The 13,801-nt window shown below is 62.6% G+C and carries 17 protein-coding genes; 2 read left to right on the forward strand and 15 right to left on the reverse strand.

Annotated features, from left to right (window positions below):
• Positions 1 to 47 precede the first annotated feature (47 nt).
• Positions 48 to 1,259: an RsmB/NOP family class I SAM-dependent RNA methyltransferase gene (locus tag KW825_RS04910; RefSeq protein WP_218328432.1), complete on the forward strand. Its 1,212-nt coding sequence runs from the start codon at positions 48 to 50 to the stop codon at positions 1,257 to 1,259.
• Between the two features lie 65 nt (positions 1,260 to 1,324).
• Here KW825_RS04910 and KW825_RS04915 read toward each other — a convergent pair whose 3' ends face one another.
• Positions 1,325 to 1,669: a Grx4 family monothiol glutaredoxin gene (locus tag KW825_RS04915; protein WP_042652575.1), complete on the reverse strand. Its 345-nt coding sequence runs from the start codon at positions 1,667 to 1,669 to the stop codon at positions 1,325 to 1,327.
• Positions 1,670 to 1,955: 286 nt separating this feature from the next.
• Here KW825_RS04915 and sodB point away from each other — a divergent pair, with 286 nt between their 5' ends.
• Positions 1,956 to 2,540: a superoxide dismutase [Fe] gene (gene sodB / locus KW825_RS04920; RefSeq protein ID WP_218328433.1), complete on the forward strand. Its 585-nt coding sequence runs from the start codon at positions 1,956 to 1,958 to the stop codon at positions 2,538 to 2,540.
• Between the two features lie 104 nt (positions 2,541 to 2,644).
• On the opposite strand, the gene KW825_RS04925 is transcribed toward sodB, so the two are convergent.
• From KW825_RS04925 to KW825_RS04990, 14 genes are all read right to left on the reverse strand, one after another.
• Positions 2,645 to 3,454 (reverse strand): VacJ family lipoprotein, encoded by an 810-nt coding sequence (locus KW825_RS04925; RefSeq protein ID WP_042652577.1) that lies wholly within the window; start codon positions 3,452 to 3,454, stop codon positions 2,645 to 2,647.
• Positions 3,455 to 3,533: 79 nt separating this feature from the next.
• Positions 3,534 to 4,814 (reverse strand): c-type cytochrome biogenesis protein CcmI, encoded by a 1,281-nt coding sequence (gene ccmI / locus KW825_RS04930; RefSeq protein WP_218328434.1) that lies wholly within the window; start codon positions 4,812 to 4,814, stop codon positions 3,534 to 3,536.
• Positions 4,811 to 5,290: a cytochrome c-type biogenesis protein gene (locus tag KW825_RS04935; protein ID WP_218328435.1), complete on the reverse strand. Its 480-nt coding sequence runs from the start codon at positions 5,288 to 5,290 to the stop codon at positions 4,811 to 4,813. Before KW825_RS04935 ends, ccmI begins: the two co-directional genes overlap by 4 nt.
• A gap of 11 nt (positions 5,291 to 5,301) precedes the next feature.
• A complete protein-coding gene (locus KW825_RS04940) occupies positions 5,302 to 5,832 on the reverse strand; it encodes a DsbE family thiol:disulfide interchange protein (RefSeq protein ID WP_042652580.1) in 531 nt (176 codons plus the stop codon).
• Positions 5,829 to 7,784 (reverse strand): heme lyase CcmF/NrfE family subunit, encoded by a 1,956-nt coding sequence (locus tag KW825_RS04945; RefSeq protein WP_218328436.1) that lies wholly within the window; start codon positions 7,782 to 7,784, stop codon positions 5,829 to 5,831. The genes KW825_RS04940 and KW825_RS04945 overlap by 4 nt, the downstream gene beginning before the upstream one ends.
• Positions 7,785 to 7,943: 159 nt before the next feature.
• Positions 7,944 to 8,435 (reverse strand): cytochrome c maturation protein CcmE, encoded by a 492-nt coding sequence (ccmE, locus tag KW825_RS04950; RefSeq protein WP_042652582.1) that lies wholly within the window; start codon positions 8,433 to 8,435, stop codon positions 7,944 to 7,946.
• Positions 8,432 to 8,638 (reverse strand): heme exporter protein CcmD, encoded by a 207-nt coding sequence (gene ccmD, locus KW825_RS04955; protein ID WP_218328437.1) that lies wholly within the window; start codon positions 8,636 to 8,638, stop codon positions 8,432 to 8,434. Before ccmD ends, ccmE begins: the two co-directional genes overlap by 4 nt.
• A gap of 2 nt (positions 8,639 to 8,640) precedes the next feature.
• On the reverse strand, positions 8,641 to 9,381 hold the full coding sequence (locus tag KW825_RS04960; RefSeq protein WP_218290694.1) for a heme ABC transporter permease: 741 nt from the start codon (positions 9,379 to 9,381) through the stop codon (positions 8,641 to 8,643).
• Between the two features lie 163 nt (positions 9,382 to 9,544).
• Positions 9,545 to 10,213, reverse strand: coding sequence for a heme exporter protein CcmB (gene ccmB / locus KW825_RS04965; protein ID WP_042652843.1), 669 nt, complete (start codon positions 10,211 to 10,213; stop codon positions 9,545 to 9,547).
• A 69-nt stretch (positions 10,214 to 10,282) separates the two neighbouring features.
• The gene (ccmA, locus tag KW825_RS04970) at positions 10,283 to 10,918 is read right to left on the reverse strand and encodes a cytochrome c biogenesis heme-transporting ATPase CcmA (RefSeq protein ID WP_218290693.1); all 636 of its coding nucleotides are present in this window, start codon (positions 10,916 to 10,918) and stop codon (positions 10,283 to 10,285) included.
• A gap of 174 nt (positions 10,919 to 11,092) precedes the next feature.
• A complete protein-coding gene (locus KW825_RS04975) occupies positions 11,093 to 11,479 on the reverse strand; it encodes a DUF2802 domain-containing protein (protein ID WP_218290692.1) in 387 nt (128 codons plus the stop codon).
• A 95-nt stretch (positions 11,480 to 11,574) separates the two neighbouring features.
• Positions 11,575 to 12,063: a chemotaxis protein CheW gene (locus KW825_RS04980; protein ID WP_005333026.1), complete on the reverse strand. Its 489-nt coding sequence runs from the start codon at positions 12,061 to 12,063 to the stop codon at positions 11,575 to 11,577.
• 69 nt (positions 12,064 to 12,132) lie between these two features.
• Positions 12,133 to 13,008: a chemotaxis protein CheW gene (locus KW825_RS04985; protein WP_218328438.1), complete on the reverse strand. Its 876-nt coding sequence runs from the start codon at positions 13,006 to 13,008 to the stop codon at positions 12,133 to 12,135.
• The gene (locus tag KW825_RS04990) at positions 13,005 to 13,799 is read right to left on the reverse strand and encodes a ParA family protein (RefSeq protein WP_042652588.1); all 795 of its coding nucleotides are present in this window, start codon (positions 13,797 to 13,799) and stop codon (positions 13,005 to 13,007) included. The genes KW825_RS04985 and KW825_RS04990 overlap by 4 nt, the downstream gene beginning before the upstream one ends.
• Between the last annotated feature and the right edge of the window lie 2 nt (positions 13,800 to 13,801).

Consider the following 13,801-nt stretch of genomic DNA (forward strand, 5'->3'; position numbering starts at 1 on the left):
CAGCCGCTCCGGCGTCGGTTCATCTTTATTTGGCCAAGGTTAATCTCATGCTCAAGTCCCCACTGTTGCCCCGTTCCGGGGATCTGGTCGTTGCCATCGTTGACGATGTATTGGCTCAGGGTCTCACCCTGGACAGAGCCTATGCCCGTCACTTCTCCGGCATCGAACTCAAACCGCAAGAACAGGCAAGGATTGCCCTGGTCACCGGCGATCTGCTGCGCCGCCTCAGCCTCTACTGTTTCCTCACCGGCATTCAGGTGCGTCAGGCCGCCAAGAACGTCTGGCCGCTGCTGCACAGCTGGCACGCCTTCCACAAGATAACCCAGTCTAACCATCCCAGCCTGGATCGCTTCAATGAAGAGGCCTTCCGCCGTCGTCTCACCGAGGCCAAGAAGAATCCGGTGCTGATGGATGGTTGCCCGAGCTGGCTGGAGCAGCTGGGCAGCGAGCAGCTGGGCGAGGCCTGGCCTGCCGAGCGGGCTGCCCTGGCCTGGATGCCCAAGCGCTACCTGAGGGTCAACACCCTCAAGGGCACCCGGGAAGAGTTGCAGGCCGTGCTGGCCAAGGAGCACGTCTCCACCATTCCGGTCGAGGGGGTCGCTACCGCCCTGCAGGTCACCTCCGATGCCGCCCTGTTCCGCACCAAGGCCTTTGCCGATGGCTGGTTCGAGCAGCAGGATGCGGGCTCCCAGCTGGTCGCCGCCGCCCTCGAGGTCAGCCCCGGCATGCGCGTCATCGATGCCTGCGCCGGTGCCGGCGGCAAGACGCTGCACATCGCCGCCCTGATGAGCGGCAAGGGCCGCCTGCTGGCCATGGACATAGAAGAGTGGAAGCTGGAGAGCCTCAAGCAGCGTGCGCGCCGTGCCGGTGCCCACAACGTGGAGACCCGTGTCATCGAGAGCAGCAAGACCGTCAAGCGCCTGAAAGGCACCGCCGATCGGGTGCTGCTGGACGTGCCCTGCTCCGGCCTCGGCGTGCTCAAGCGCAATCCGGATGCCAAGTGGCGCGACACCGCCGAGCGGCTGCCGGTGCTGGTCGCCCTGCAAGAAGAGATCCTGCAGCGCTACAGCCAGATGGTGAAGGTCGGTGGCCTGTTGGTCTATGCAACCTGCTCCATCCTGCCCCAGGAGAACCGCCAGCAGGTGGACAAGTTCCTGGCCGCCAACGACAACTACCGGCTGCGTGACGATCACACCGTCAGCCCGTCCGAGACCGGCTTCGACGGCTTCTACATGGCGCGCATCGAGCGCATCGGCTGATCCATCGGCCTGAATAAAAAAGGGGGAGCCATTGGCTCCCCCTTTTGCATGATGCTGCTGCGACCTTATTCGGCGACGGCGTCATCCTGCTTGTGCTTGGCGGCCACTTCCTTGATCAGGGTCTGCAGCTCGCCGGCCTGGAACATCTCGATCATGATGTCGCAGCCGCCGACCAACTCCCCTTCCACCCACAGCTGGGGGAAGGTGGGCCAGTTGGCAAACTTCGGCAACTCGGCGCGGATGTCCGGGTTTTGCAGGATGTCGACGTAAGCAAACGGCTCGCCGCAGGACATCATGGCCTGGGAAGCCTGGGCAGAGAAACCGCAGCTGGGTAGCTTGGGGGAACCCTTCATGTAAAGGATGATGGGATTGTCAGCCAGCTGCTGTTTGATCTTTTCAATAGTTTCCATAGATGCCTCACTAGAGCGATTTCGGCGGCCATTCTACTGCAATCCAGGCAGACCACAAACTGGCAAACCATGGGAAGTGCAAGATAGGGCGGGTCAACAGGCGGCAGCTTGATCCAAGTCATGGCGAGAATCAAGAGTTGTTAGCCCATCTTTGATACTGCTACAATCGACGGGCTTTGGGCCACAGGCCTTATCATTTCAAGAACAATTCTTTTCAAAATAGAAAAGAGTACGCAATGTCTTGCAACCGTCGCTGTCGCACGGTCCAGCCAATGGAGAGTAGAAAATGGCATTCGAACTTCCCGCTCTGCCCTATGCAATCAATGCTCTGGAACCGCACATCTCCCAGGAAACCCTGGAATACCACCATGGCAAGCACCACAACACCTACGTGGTCAACCTGAACAACCTGGTGCCGGGTACCGAGTTTGAAGGCAAGTCTCTGGAAGAGATCATCAAGACCTCCACTGGTGGCATCTTCAACAACGCCGCCCAGATCTGGAACCACACCTTCTACTGGCACAGCCTCTCCCCGAACGGCGGTGGCGAGCCCACTGGCGCCCTGGCCGATGCCATCAACGAGGCGTTCGGCTCCTTCGCCGAGTTCAAGGATGCGTTCACCAAGTCTGCCATCGGCAACTTCGGTTCCAGCTGGACTTGGTTGGTGAAGAAAGCCGACGGCTCCCTGGCCATCGTCAACACCTCCAACGCCGGCTGCCCGCTGACCGAAGCCGGGACCACCCCGCTGCTGACCGTCGACCTGTGGGAGCACGCCTACTACATCGATTTCCGCAACCTGCGCCCGAAGTACATGGAAACCTTCTGGACCCTGGTCAACTGGGAATTCGTGGCCAAGAACCTGGCTGCCTAATCAGCCCCTTCTTGCTAAAACGCCCCGCATCGCGGGGCGTTTTTTATGGCCGGAACACCATAAAAAGGCGCCCGCAGGCGCCTTTTTATGTTCACAGCGAGTGATTACTGGTCGATCTCGTCCAGATACTCATCCAGGTTGCTGTCGTCTTCCTGCTTCTTCTGCTGCTTCAGCTCAGGCTGGCGACCTGTCACCTTGCCATCGTTGTACTGCAGGTAGAAGTCCTTGGTGAGCGCATAAGGATCGAGCGCGTTGTCGATGATCCGCTCCTGATCGATCAGCTTGGCACGGGTACCCAGCCCATCCAGCGCCCAGTGCACCACCCGCAACGGGAAGGTCAGCAGGGCATAGGGGAAGTAGATGGTATCGATGGTGTCCCCCACCAGCTCACGGGTGGTGGTCGGGCCGTAGATCGGCACCATGATGTAGGCCCCATCCCCGATGTCGGCCTTGCCGAGCACGGTGTCCATCTCCAGCATGTTGCGCTCGAGGCCGGCGTGCTTGGCCACGTCGAAGATCCCGAGCAGACCTATGGTGGTGTTGAGGGTGAAGCGGCCCAGGTTGGTCCCCGCCCCCTTGAGATCACCGGTGATCAGGTGGTTGACCATGCTGCTCGGCTCGTCGAAGTTCTCCACCAGGTTGTCGATGCCATCCTTCATCCCCTGCGGCACATAGCGGGCATAGCCATGCACCACTGGGCGCGCCACATAGGGCTCCAGCACGTCATAGTTGACCGCCCACATGGCCCGGTTGGCGCCCTGGAAAGGATCGCGAGGATCGCTGGCCGTGCTGGTCGCCTCGGGACGGTTCGGGGTTTCTTCGAGATCCAGGCTCTCTGGGCCCGGCTTGGGAGGGCCACCCGCACAGCCCCCCAATAGCAGTGCCACTGCCAATGCTCCTGAACGCAGATACATATGAAAGTCCTAAGCTTTTTATTTTGAATCAGTCTGAATTATAGGCGGCCCGCCCCTCCAGGGGCGGGCCAAGGGAGTATTAGAGGGCGTGATCGATGCGGATGTCAATCGGCGCCGCAGGAATTGAGGTGGTGGGGACGGTTACTGAGACCCCTTCGAAGGCGCCTTCCTTGTTCATGACGTTGCCGCCACGGGAGAGGCGGGCCTTGAACTGTAGCTCGGGATAGCTGGCCAGTTTGCTGCCTTCCAGCATGGCATCGCCGTCACCCAGCGACAGGGTCAGCGGGAAACCGGGGCCGGGAATACGCTTGACCGCGATGGGCATGGGCGGGCCGTTGGGGATCACCGCAAACACAAACAGATGGGCATCCTCCGGCAACTGAATGCCGGGAGCCAGGGTGATGTGCAGCGGGAATTCCCCCTCCTTCACCGCCAGGACCTGGGTCTGCATCTGGGCATTGCCCTGCTCGCCCTGAGCGGCCGGCGCGGCCGTCACCGCGATGCCACGCTGACGCAGCTGCTGCTCGGCATACTCGATGGAGCGCTCCACCATGGTCCGGCGGGTCGAGCCCTGCTCCAGCAGCGGCAACATCGCCTGCCAGCGGCTCAGCGCGGTCTGGAAGTCCTCTTTCTGCAGTGCCATGAAGGCGTAGACGGAGCGCGCCTCTATGTTGGCGGGATCCTGGGCGATGGCCGCCTGCAGCAGTTGATCCGCCTGCGCCTCCTCCCCCGTCATCATCAGTGCCTGGGCATAGGGCACCGCCACCATGGCCTTCTGCGGCGCCAGCTCATAGGCCCGCTCCAGCGCCTCGCGCGCCATCTCGGGGTCGTTGCCATCCAGGGTCAGGCGACCCAGCAGCAGCCAGCCACGATAGTCGTCCGGCTCATCCTTGAGGCGGGTGCGCAGGCCTAAGGTGAAGTCCAGCAGATCCTGCTCGGTCACCTCGGCATCGCGCTCCACCAGGATGCGGTTGCTCAGCTCACCCAGACGGCTGCTGGCATCCTGCCAGCGCTGCACCTCCTGCCAGGCACCGAGCTGGTAGTAGAGGCCGAGGCTCACCACCACCAGCACCAGCACCCCCGGGATCCAGACCAGACTCTTGCCGCCACGGGCACTCTGCTCCACGTCGGGGATGTCGTCGAGCAGGCTGCGCTGCAGCTCCACCACCGACTCGGACTCCTCGGCCAGTATGCCCTGCTCACGCTCCTCACCGAGCTCCAGCAGGCGCTGGCGATAGAGTTGCTTGTTGAGCGCCGAGCGGCTGATGCTCTGGCTGCCCTCGCCGCGCCACAGCGGCAGGATCAGGGCCAGGCTCACCAGCACCAGCAGGGCCACGATCACAATCCAAAATGCGGTCATTGTTTCTCTTCCTCTTTGAGCAGGGCGGCCAGCCGGGCCTGCTCCTGTGCGCTCAGGGCGCCCTCGGTCTGTTTGGCGGCAAGGGGACGGCGGCGACTGCGCACCACCACAGTGGTGGCGCCGATGACGATGACCAGCAGCGGGCCTAGCCAGAGGATCAGGGTCGAGGCCATCATGGGCGGGTCATACAGGATGAAGTTGCCGTAGCGGGCCACCATGTAATCCACCACCTCCTGCTTGTCCTTGCCCTCGCGCACCATCTGGTAGGTCTTGTCGCGCAGATCCTTGGCCAGCCCCGCATTGGAGTCGGCGATGTCCTGGTTCTGACACTTGGGGCAACGCAGCTCCTTGGTCAGCTCGCGGAAGGTCTGCTCCTGGGCATCGCTGTCGAAGCTATAGACGTCGATGGCGGCCCGGGCCTGACTGGCACCGAACAGGCCCGCCAGCAGCAACAGAGACGCAATAAGCGTTTTCATCAGGGGCGCCCTCACTTCATGGCATCAAAGATGGGTTTGAGGGTCGAGGCCCAGACATCGGGGTTGATATCCCCCACATGGCGATAGCGGATGATGCCCTGGCTGTCGATGAAGAAGGTCTCGGGCGCGCCGTAGACCCCCAGATCCAGCCCCAGCATGCCATCGGGATCATAGAGGTTGATCTGATAGGGGTTGCCGAGCTCCCCTAACCACTTGATGGCCTTGTCGCGCTCGTCCTTGTAATTCATGCCGACGATATAGATGCCCTGCCCCGCCAGCTGCTTGAGGTAGGTGTGCTCGCCATAGCAGGTCGGGCACCAGGTGGCCCAGACGTTGAGCAGCATGGGGCGCCCCTTGAGGATGCTCCTGTCATGCTGCTTGTTGAGGTCATAGATGTCCTGCAGGGTGAACACCGGCACCTCCTTGTCCACCATCACGGATTCGAGCTTGGTGGGGTCGGAATAGAGCCCCTTGAACAGGAACACGGCCCCCAGCAGGAAGATGATGAAGGGCAGCAGAAACAACCAGGTCTTCTTGCTCATGGCTTGGCCTCCTCTTCACGACGGCCGAAACGATAGCGCTTGTCCAGCATCGCCAGCACGCCGCCGATGGCCATGAAGACGCCGCCGAACCAGATCCAGCGCACGAACGGCTTGTAGTAGATCCGCACCGCCCAGGCGCCGTTGTCGAGCTGCTCGCCGAGCGCCGCGTAGAGATCCCGGGTAATGCCGGCGTCGATGGCCGCCTCGGTCATCGGCATGCGGCTCACCTTGTACATCCGCTTCTCGGGCTTGAGCAGGGCGATTTGCTTGCCATCCTTGTGCACCTCCAGCACACCCTTGAAGCCATCGTAGTTGGGGCCGTTCTTTTCGCTGATCCCGGTGAACACGAATTCGTAATCGGCGAATTGCACCCGATCACCGGCCTGCATGCGCAGGTCCTTCTCGATGCTGTAGTTCTGGGTGCAGGCGATGCCGATGATGCTGACCGCCAGCCCCACGTGACCCAGGATCATGGCCCAGTGGCTGTTGCCGAGCCGGCGTACCCCGGTGCTGAAGCTGTGCTTGTGGGTGGCTCGCACCCAGGTCTCCTGCACGCTGGTGATAATGATCCAGCTGCCAAGACCTATGCCGAGCGCGGCCCAGGGCTTGAACTCCCCGGCAAACAGCTGCGGCAGCCCGAAGGCGGCGATCAGACTCAGTCCCAGCGCCAGCACCACTTTGCCCTTGAGCTCACCGAGCTCCTGACGGCGCCAGCGGAACAGCGGACCGACCCCCAGCAGCAGGGCGAACGGGATGATCAGCCAGCTGTAGATGTGGTTGAAGAAAGGGGTGCCGATGGAGATGCTGCCGAGCCCAAGCTCCTTGTGCACCAGCGGCAGCAGGGTGCCGAGCAGCACGGTCAACAGTCCGGCCACCAGCAAGATGTTGTTGCCGAGCAGCAGGGTCTCGCGGCTCCACAGCTCATGCTTGCCGTGACTCTTCACCTGGGAACCCTTGAAGGCGAACAGCAGTAAGGAGCTGCCGATCACCGCCAGCAGGAAGCCCAGGATGAACAGGCCGCGGGTCGGATCCGAGGCGAAGGCATGTACCGACACCAGCACGCCGGAGCGCACCAGGAAGGTGCCGAGCAGGCTCAGGGAGAAGGCAGACAGCGCCAGCAGCACTGTCCAGGCCTTGAAGGTGGCACGCTTCTCGCTCACCGCCAGCGAGTGCAGCAGGGCCGTGCCCGCCAGCCAGGGCATGAAGGAGGCGTTTTCCACCGGATCCCAGAACCACCAGCCGCCCCAGCCGAGCTCGTAATAGGCCCACCAGGAGCCCAGCACTATGCCCAAGGTCAGGAAGACCCAGGCCGCCATGGTCCAGGGACGGGACCAGCGCGCCCAGGTGGCGTCCAGCCGTCCCGTCATCAGGGAGGCGATGGCGAAGGCGAAGGCCACCGAGAAGCCCACATAGCCCATGTAGAGCATGGGGGGATGGAAGATGAGCCCAGGATCCTGCAGCAACGGGTTGAGATCGCGGCCATCCACCGGGAAGTACGGCAGGGTGCGGGTGAAGGGATCCGAGGTGAACAGCACGAAGGCGGTGAAGCCAACCGAGATCAGCCCCAGCACGCCGAGCACCCGCGCCACCGCATCGAGCGGCAGGCTACGGCTGAACAGGGCCACCGCCGCTGTCCAGCCCCCCAGGGTCAGCACCCACAGCAGCAGGGAGCCCTCGTGGGCGCCCCACACCGCCGAGATGCGATAGGCGAGCGGCAGCAGGCTGTTGGAGTTGGTGGCCACATACTGCACGGTGAAGTCGTTGTCGACGAAGGCCCAGGTCAGGCAGAGGAACGACAGCAGCAGCAGCAGGAACTGGGTATAGGCCAGCGGGCGGGCCGCCGACATCATGCCGAGGCGACCCAGCTTGGCGCCGAGCAGCGGGTAGCTCCCCAGCAGCAGGGCGGTGGCAAACGCCAGGATCAGTGCGAATTGCCCCAGTTCAGGGATCATGGCTGACTTCCTTTCAATTGCGCCGCGACCAGAACCGGTGCACAGGCATGAGACGGTGAAAATTGCGCCAATACAGCAGGAGTCATGAACGATCTCCTTTCGATGGCGCTGGCGCAGCAAGGGCAGGCTGCGGGGAAGATGGTACGAGCACGACCTGGATCATTGCTGGGCTCCCTTCAACTGCGCCTCGGTATATTCAGGTTTGAAATGCATGCCATTGGTGGCGTCGGCCACTTCCGGTGGCATGTAGTTCTCATCGTGCTTGGCCAGCACCTCAAAGGCGGCCACGGTAGTGGCGTCCTTGAGGGTGCCCTGGGCCACTATGCCCTGCCCCTCGCGGAACAGGTCAGGCAGTATGCCATCGAATTCCACCGTCACCAGATGACCACCGTTGTCTATCAGCTTGAAGGCCACCTTGAGGCTCTGGGGATCCCGTTGCACCGACCCCGGCACCACCAGCCCGCCGATGCGCAGCCGCTGCCCCTCTTCCGGCTTGATCTTGTCCGGCCCCTTGCCTTCCACCAGCTCGCTCGGGGTGTAGAAGAGATCGATGTTCTGGCTGAGGGCATAGAGCACCAGGCCGATCACGGCGGCGAGGCCGAGGCTTATCGCCAATATGATGGTGAGGCGTTTCTTGCGTCTCGGGGTCATAGGGTGTTCTCCATCTGCTGGGCCGCCTTGCGACGGACCTCGCGCACCTGCTTGTTACGCATCTCGTCGAGCAGACTGCGGGTTTTCAACCGGGTAGAAATGACGATGCCGACCAGGCAGAACCCGGTCAGACCGAAGGAGAGCCAGACATAGAAGGCGTAACCGCCCATCGCCATGAAGTCACTGAATGAGGCAAAGTGCATGCTTACTTCTCCTGTCTGGCGATGTCGGCGACCCAGGGGCGCTGCCACTCCCGCATCAGCAGCTCATTGCGGAACCGCATCAGGGTCAGGGCACCGAGGAAGGTGGCAAACGCCAGTATCATGATGAGCAGCGGCCACAGCATCTCGGCCGAGATGGAGGGCTTGTCAAACTTGGTGATGGAGGCGCCCTGGTGCAGGGTGTTCCACCACTCCACCGAGTAGTGAATGATGGGCAGGTTGATCACCCCCACCAGCGCCAGTATGCCGGCGGCGCGTCCCGCCACCACCTTGTCGCTGAAGGCGTTGTAGAGCGCGATGACGCCGAGGTAGAGGAACAGCAGGATCAGCTCAGAGGTGAGACGGGCATCCCAGACCCACCAGGTGCCCCACATGGGCTTGCCCCAGGCGGCACCGGTAAAGAGGGCGATGAAGGTGAACACGGCGCCCACAGGGGCGACGGCGGCCACCGTCATGTCGGCCATGCGCAGTTGCCACACCAGGCCGATGAAGGCCGCGACCGCCATGGTGGAGTAGGCCCCCATGGAGAGGATGGCGGCGGGCACATGGATATAGATGATCCTGAAGGAGTCCCCCTGCTGGTAATCCGCGGGGGCGAACGCCAGTCCCCAGATGGTGCCTATGATGAAGGCGAGCAGGCTGATCACCGCGAACCAGGGCAGCAGGGATCCCGCTAGCCGATAGGCGCGCTCGGGTTTGGCATAAGGGTGCAACCATTTCCACATAGCTCACAGACCTTTCAGTTATTAATTTTATAGTGGCGAGGCCTACCATACCCACTGCCGGGAAACATCATATCCCCCCAAAGCAATAAGCGGCCATCCCCTTGATCTATCTCAATTATATTTTCCATAAAAAGCCTCAAAGGAGGCTCTTTATGATAATTAATCAGTTGACGCTGACCCGCAGTGCCGCCGAGATCGCCAGGGGCGTCAGGGTCAGCGCCCCCACCAGCATGGCCCCCAGGATCGCCAGCTGGCCGGCATAGGGCAACCCCATGCTGGCCGCCTCGATGGCGGAGGTGGCGAAGATCAGCACCGGGATATAGAGCGGCAGCAGCAGCAGGCTGAGCAATACCCCCCCCTTGCGCAGGCCCGCCGTCAGCGCGACCCCGACCGCCCCGAGCAGGCTCAACACAGGGGTGCCGAGCGCCAGGGTGGCCACCACCGCCAGATAGGTCTTCAGGTCCAGCGACAGCAAGATGGCGAGCAGGGGGGAGACCAGCAGCAGCGGCAGGCCGGTCAGCAGCCAGTGAGCGACCACTTTCGCCAGCGCCAGCAGCCCGAGCGGATGGGGCATCAGCATCATCTGCTCCAGGGCGCCGTCACTGAAGTCATCGCGAAACAGCCGCTCAAGGGAGAGCATGGCCGCCAGCAGGGCCGCCACCCAGATGATGCCGGGGGCGATGCGGGCCAACAGCTGGGGCTCCGGGCCTATCCCAAGCGGGAACAGGGTGATGACGATGAGGAAGAACCAGAGCGGGTTGAAGATGTCGGCACGCTGGCGCAGCGCCATCAGCAGCTCGCGCTGGATCAGGGTCAGCACGGCGCTCAGCATGGGCCACCTACCGCCATCGGCTGGATCAGGGGGCGCGGCATCGGAGGCCATTCGGTGCTCGGCATCGGGTTACTCCTGGCGCAAGGGGGTGAGGGAGAGCGTCTTCAGGCGCCCCTGCATCAGGGTCAAGTCCTGATGGGTGGTGAGGATCACCATGCCACCCCGATCCGCGTGGGCCAGGAACAGGCGCTCCAGCACCTTGACCCCCTGCTTGTCGATGGCGGTGAAGGGCTCGTCCAGGATCCACAGGGCCGGCCTGTCCGACAGCCAGAGCCGGGCCAGCGCCACCCGGCGCTGCTGACCGGCCGAGAGCTGGCCGGCGGGATAGTCCTCGAAACCGGCGAGGCCGACCTGGGCCAGCACCTGCCACAGATCCACGGCCGCGGCGGCCGTACCGTGCAATTTCTGATAGAAATCGAGGTTTTCGAGGGGGGTCAGGGTCGCCTTGACGCCGGGCTGATGGCCCAGATAGAGCAGCCTGGCATGATAGTCATCGCGACAACGCCGGATATCTTCCCCGTTCCAGCACACCTCGCCGGCGAAGGGCTGGGACAGCCCGGTCAGCAGGCGCAACAGGCTGGTCTTGCCGACCCCGTTGGGGCCCTCAATCTGCACCAGATCGCCAGGCGCCACCGCGAAGGAGAGGTGTTCAAACAGGGTGCGATCTTCACGCACGCAGCTCAGATTGTTGGCTTGAAGCAGCATGAGGATTTAATCAGTCGAATGAGGCGGCCTGCATATTAACACAGGATCCGGGACCGTCTTTTCAAAGATGCCAATAATCGGCAGGATTTGTGGGGAAGATCGCGCCCTGGCGGGGGAAGATATGGCAGGGAAAACAGGGGAGTAGACGCCTCCCCCTCCGTCATGAACCAGGCGTCAGGAGCGTCCCTTGCGCAGGGAGATCAGCAGCTCGGCCTCGGCCTGCGGCAACTCGCACTCGCTCATGAGCTCGTCGAGACCGGCGCCGAGCTCCACCATCTTGGCGGCGCGGCTGTAGAGGCGGCGCTCCGGATCCTGCAGGGTCAGCTCCTGCTGGCGATCGTGGATCTGCTGCATGGCCCCTTCCGCCGACTGCAGGCGCTGGCCCATGCCGATGGCCCCGGTGTGCAGCTCCATCATCTGCCTGCGCAGACTCTCGAGCTGCTCCTGCAGCGTCTCTACCCTGGCCTCGGACTCTCGTCGGCTCCGGCGGTTGCCCAACAGCCCGATCAGGGCCAGCACCAGCGCCAACAAGGACAACCCCAAGGCTGCGAATTCAATCATCACACTGTCACCTTCCTCATCACAGGGTCCCGCTCGGCGTCATATCGCCGCGGGGCATATCCGGGACCGCTGTTGTATCACTTTTTGACGCGCCGTTACAGGGAACCTATGTCGTCCCACTCTTCGTCCGAGAGCAGCTTGTTGAGGTCAACCAGGATCAGCAGCTGGCCGTCGCGGTTGCTCACCCCCTGGATGAACTTGGCACTCTCTTCGGTGCCCACCGCCGGGGCGGCATCGATCTCGGAGGAGCGCAGATAGACCACCTCGGCCACGCTGTCGACCATGATGCCGATCACCTGCTTCTCCGCCTCTATGATGACGATGCGTGAATTCTCGCTCACGTCCCCCGCCGGCAGACCGAAACGGGAACGGGTGTCGATGACGGTGACCACGTTGCCGCGCAGGTTGATGATGCCCAGCACATAGTCGGGCGCGCCCGGGACCGGGGCTATCTCGGTGTAGCGCAACACCTCCTGCACCTGCATCACGTTGATGCCATAGGTCTCGTTTTCCAGCTGGAAGGTCACCCACTGCAGCACTTCGTCTTCGGCCAGATTCTGTGCGATATTGCGCTTTTCTGTCATCTTCTTAATCCTTTTATGAACCCGTCAACGGGTAAAATTAGCAATAAAATCACGGCAGTGCCGATGTAATCAGCGACCTTCTATGTTCACGCCACGCCCCAGCAGCACCAGCAGCTCCCTGACGTGCAGCAGGGCACACATCTTCTCCTTGACCATGCCCGCCAGCCAGGGGCGCTTGCCCTCCTGGTGGCGCCATTTCACCTGATCCCGGCGCAGCAGCTCGGTGCCCTTCAGCTGATGGCAGGCCAGCCCCCAGGGGGACTCTCCCAGCATGATCAGGTACTTGTAATCGGTGACGTCCAGCGTCTTGTCCGGCATCACCCAGAGCGCCGTGTCCACCACGTTCATCTTCTGCTCCCGGGAGGTCATGATGCCGCGATACCAGGCCGGCTGACCAAACAGGGAGGTGACCTCCCCCAGCTGGTGAATGCCACCGAGCTCGGTCAAGGGCACCGCGAAGGTCACCCCGGCCACGTCGAAGAAGAGCGCCTGAAACTCGTTGCCGGTGTCCAGGTTCTCCCAAGTTGAGGGCTCGGGCACCGCCTCGATGGCCAAGGCCAGCGCCGGCTCGGTGAGCAGCAGGGTCGCCGGTTCGGCGGGCTCGGGCACCATCTCTGGCACCACCCAGTCGTTCAGCTCGGGCTCACTCGCCTCGACCTCGATCTGCAGGGGCTCGACCCGGACTTCCTCATGACTGAGGACATCCATCTCGTCCTGTACCTGGCTCACCTGGGCCAGCAGCTCGCTCAGCTGCTCGAGCCGCGGGTCGGCCTCGAGATAGGGCGCAGCTATCACCTCGGGCTGTACGACCGGCTGAGCCTGGCGCAGCAGGGGCAGGTCCACCGCCGGCGCCTCCTCATCCAGGCTCTCCCGCAGCAGGACGTCGTCCAGCAGCAGGGAGTGGAAGTAATCATCCATGGCCCGAACCTGGGTGCTGTCTCTCATGGCTTCACCTCCTGGCGCCGTTGACGCTCCTGGGCATCGAGATGGTTGAGCAGGGTCTCGTAGGCATAGGTGCCACGGCTGCCCGGCGCGTAGATGGAGGGCGGAACGTGCAGCAGGCTGGCATCCCTGAACTTGGTGTCGATGGGGATGACGGCATTCCAGACCGCCTCGCCATACTGCTCCTTGATGGACTGCAGGGTCATCAGGGAGGCACGGGTACGTTTGTCAAACATGGTCGGGATGACGGTATAGCGGAACTTGTCCCGCTTGGATCGCTGCATGATCTCGAAGGTCTTCATCATCCGCTCCAGCCCCTTGAGGGCCAAAAACTCGGTCTGCACCGGCACCAGGATCCGATCGCAGGCCGCCAGGGCATTGACCATCATCACCCCCAGCACCGGCGGGCAATCGATCAGCACATAGTCGTACTGATCCTGCACCCGCAGCAGGGCACGCTTGAGCACCAGCCCCATGCCCTCCCGGTTGCCCATCACCCGATCCAGGGTCGCCAGGGTGATGGAGGCGGGCAGCAGATGAATATTCTCGAACCGGGTCTTGAGCGTCATCCGGTTGACCAGATCGCTGCTCGGCTTGGCCGCCTGGAACAGCTCGTACAGGGTGCCGTCCAGCCGGTCCGAATCGAAATCGAAATAGGAGGTCAGGGAGGCGTGAGGGTCGGTGTCGATCAGCAGCACGCGCTGGCCACGCTGGGCCAGGATGCCCGCGAGGGAGACCACTGTGGTGGTTTTACCGACTCCACCTTTCTGATTGGCAACCGTCCAAACAATCAATG

It is taken from the genome of Aeromonas sp. sif2433, from assembly GCF_019218705.1.
Taxonomy (GTDB): Bacteria; Pseudomonadota; Gammaproteobacteria; order Enterobacterales; family Aeromonadaceae; genus Aeromonas; species Aeromonas encheleia.

What these genes read in the sequence shown, in the direction of transcription:
- KW825_RS04910 (WP_218328432.1), top strand. Translation starts at nt 48, where the DNA reads ATGCTCAAGTCCCCACTGTTGCCCCGTTCCGGGGATCTGGTCGTTGCC.
- KW825_RS04915 (WP_042652575.1), bottom strand. Translation starts at nt 1,669, where the DNA reads ATGGAAACTATTGAAAAGATCAAACAGCAGCTGGCTGACAATCCCATC.
- sodB (WP_218328433.1), top strand. Translation starts at nt 1,956, where the DNA reads ATGGCATTCGAACTTCCCGCTCTGCCCTATGCAATCAATGCTCTGGAA.
- KW825_RS04925 (WP_042652577.1), bottom strand. Translation starts at nt 3,454, where the DNA reads ATGTATCTGCGTTCAGGAGCATTGGCAGTGGCACTGCTATTGGGGGGC.
- ccmI (WP_218328434.1), bottom strand. Translation starts at nt 4,814, where the DNA reads ATGACCGCATTTTGGATTGTGATCGTGGCCCTGCTGGTGCTGGTGAGC.
- KW825_RS04935 (WP_218328435.1), bottom strand. Translation starts at nt 5,290, where the DNA reads ATGAAAACGCTTATTGCGTCTCTGTTGCTGCTGGCGGGCCTGTTCGGT.
- KW825_RS04940 (WP_042652580.1), bottom strand. Translation starts at nt 5,832, where the DNA reads ATGAGCAAGAAGACCTGGTTGTTTCTGCTGCCCTTCATCATCTTCCTG.
- KW825_RS04945 (WP_218328436.1), bottom strand. Translation starts at nt 7,784, where the DNA reads ATGATCCCTGAACTGGGGCAATTCGCACTGATCCTGGCGTTTGCCACC.
- ccmE (WP_042652582.1), bottom strand. Translation starts at nt 8,435, where the DNA reads ATGACCCCGAGACGCAAGAAACGCCTCACCATCATATTGGCGATAAGC.
- ccmD (WP_218328437.1), bottom strand. Translation starts at nt 8,638, where the DNA reads ATGCACTTTGCCTCATTCAGTGACTTCATGGCGATGGGCGGTTACGCC.
- KW825_RS04960 (WP_218290694.1), bottom strand. Translation starts at nt 9,381, where the DNA reads ATGTGGAAATGGTTGCACCCTTATGCCAAACCCGAGCGCGCCTATCGG.
- ccmB (WP_042652843.1), bottom strand. Translation starts at nt 10,213, where the DNA reads ATGCTGAGCGCCGTGCTGACCCTGATCCAGCGCGAGCTGCTGATGGCG.
- ccmA (WP_218290693.1), bottom strand. Translation starts at nt 10,918, where the DNA reads ATGCTGCTTCAAGCCAACAATCTGAGCTGCGTGCGTGAAGATCGCACC.
- KW825_RS04975 (WP_218290692.1), bottom strand. Translation starts at nt 11,479, where the DNA reads ATGATTGAATTCGCAGCCTTGGGGTTGTCCTTGTTGGCGCTGGTGCTG.
- KW825_RS04980 (WP_005333026.1), bottom strand. Translation starts at nt 12,063, where the DNA reads ATGACAGAAAAGCGCAATATCGCACAGAATCTGGCCGAAGACGAAGTG.
- KW825_RS04985 (WP_218328438.1), bottom strand. Translation starts at nt 13,008, where the DNA reads ATGAGAGACAGCACCCAGGTTCGGGCCATGGATGATTACTTCCACTCC.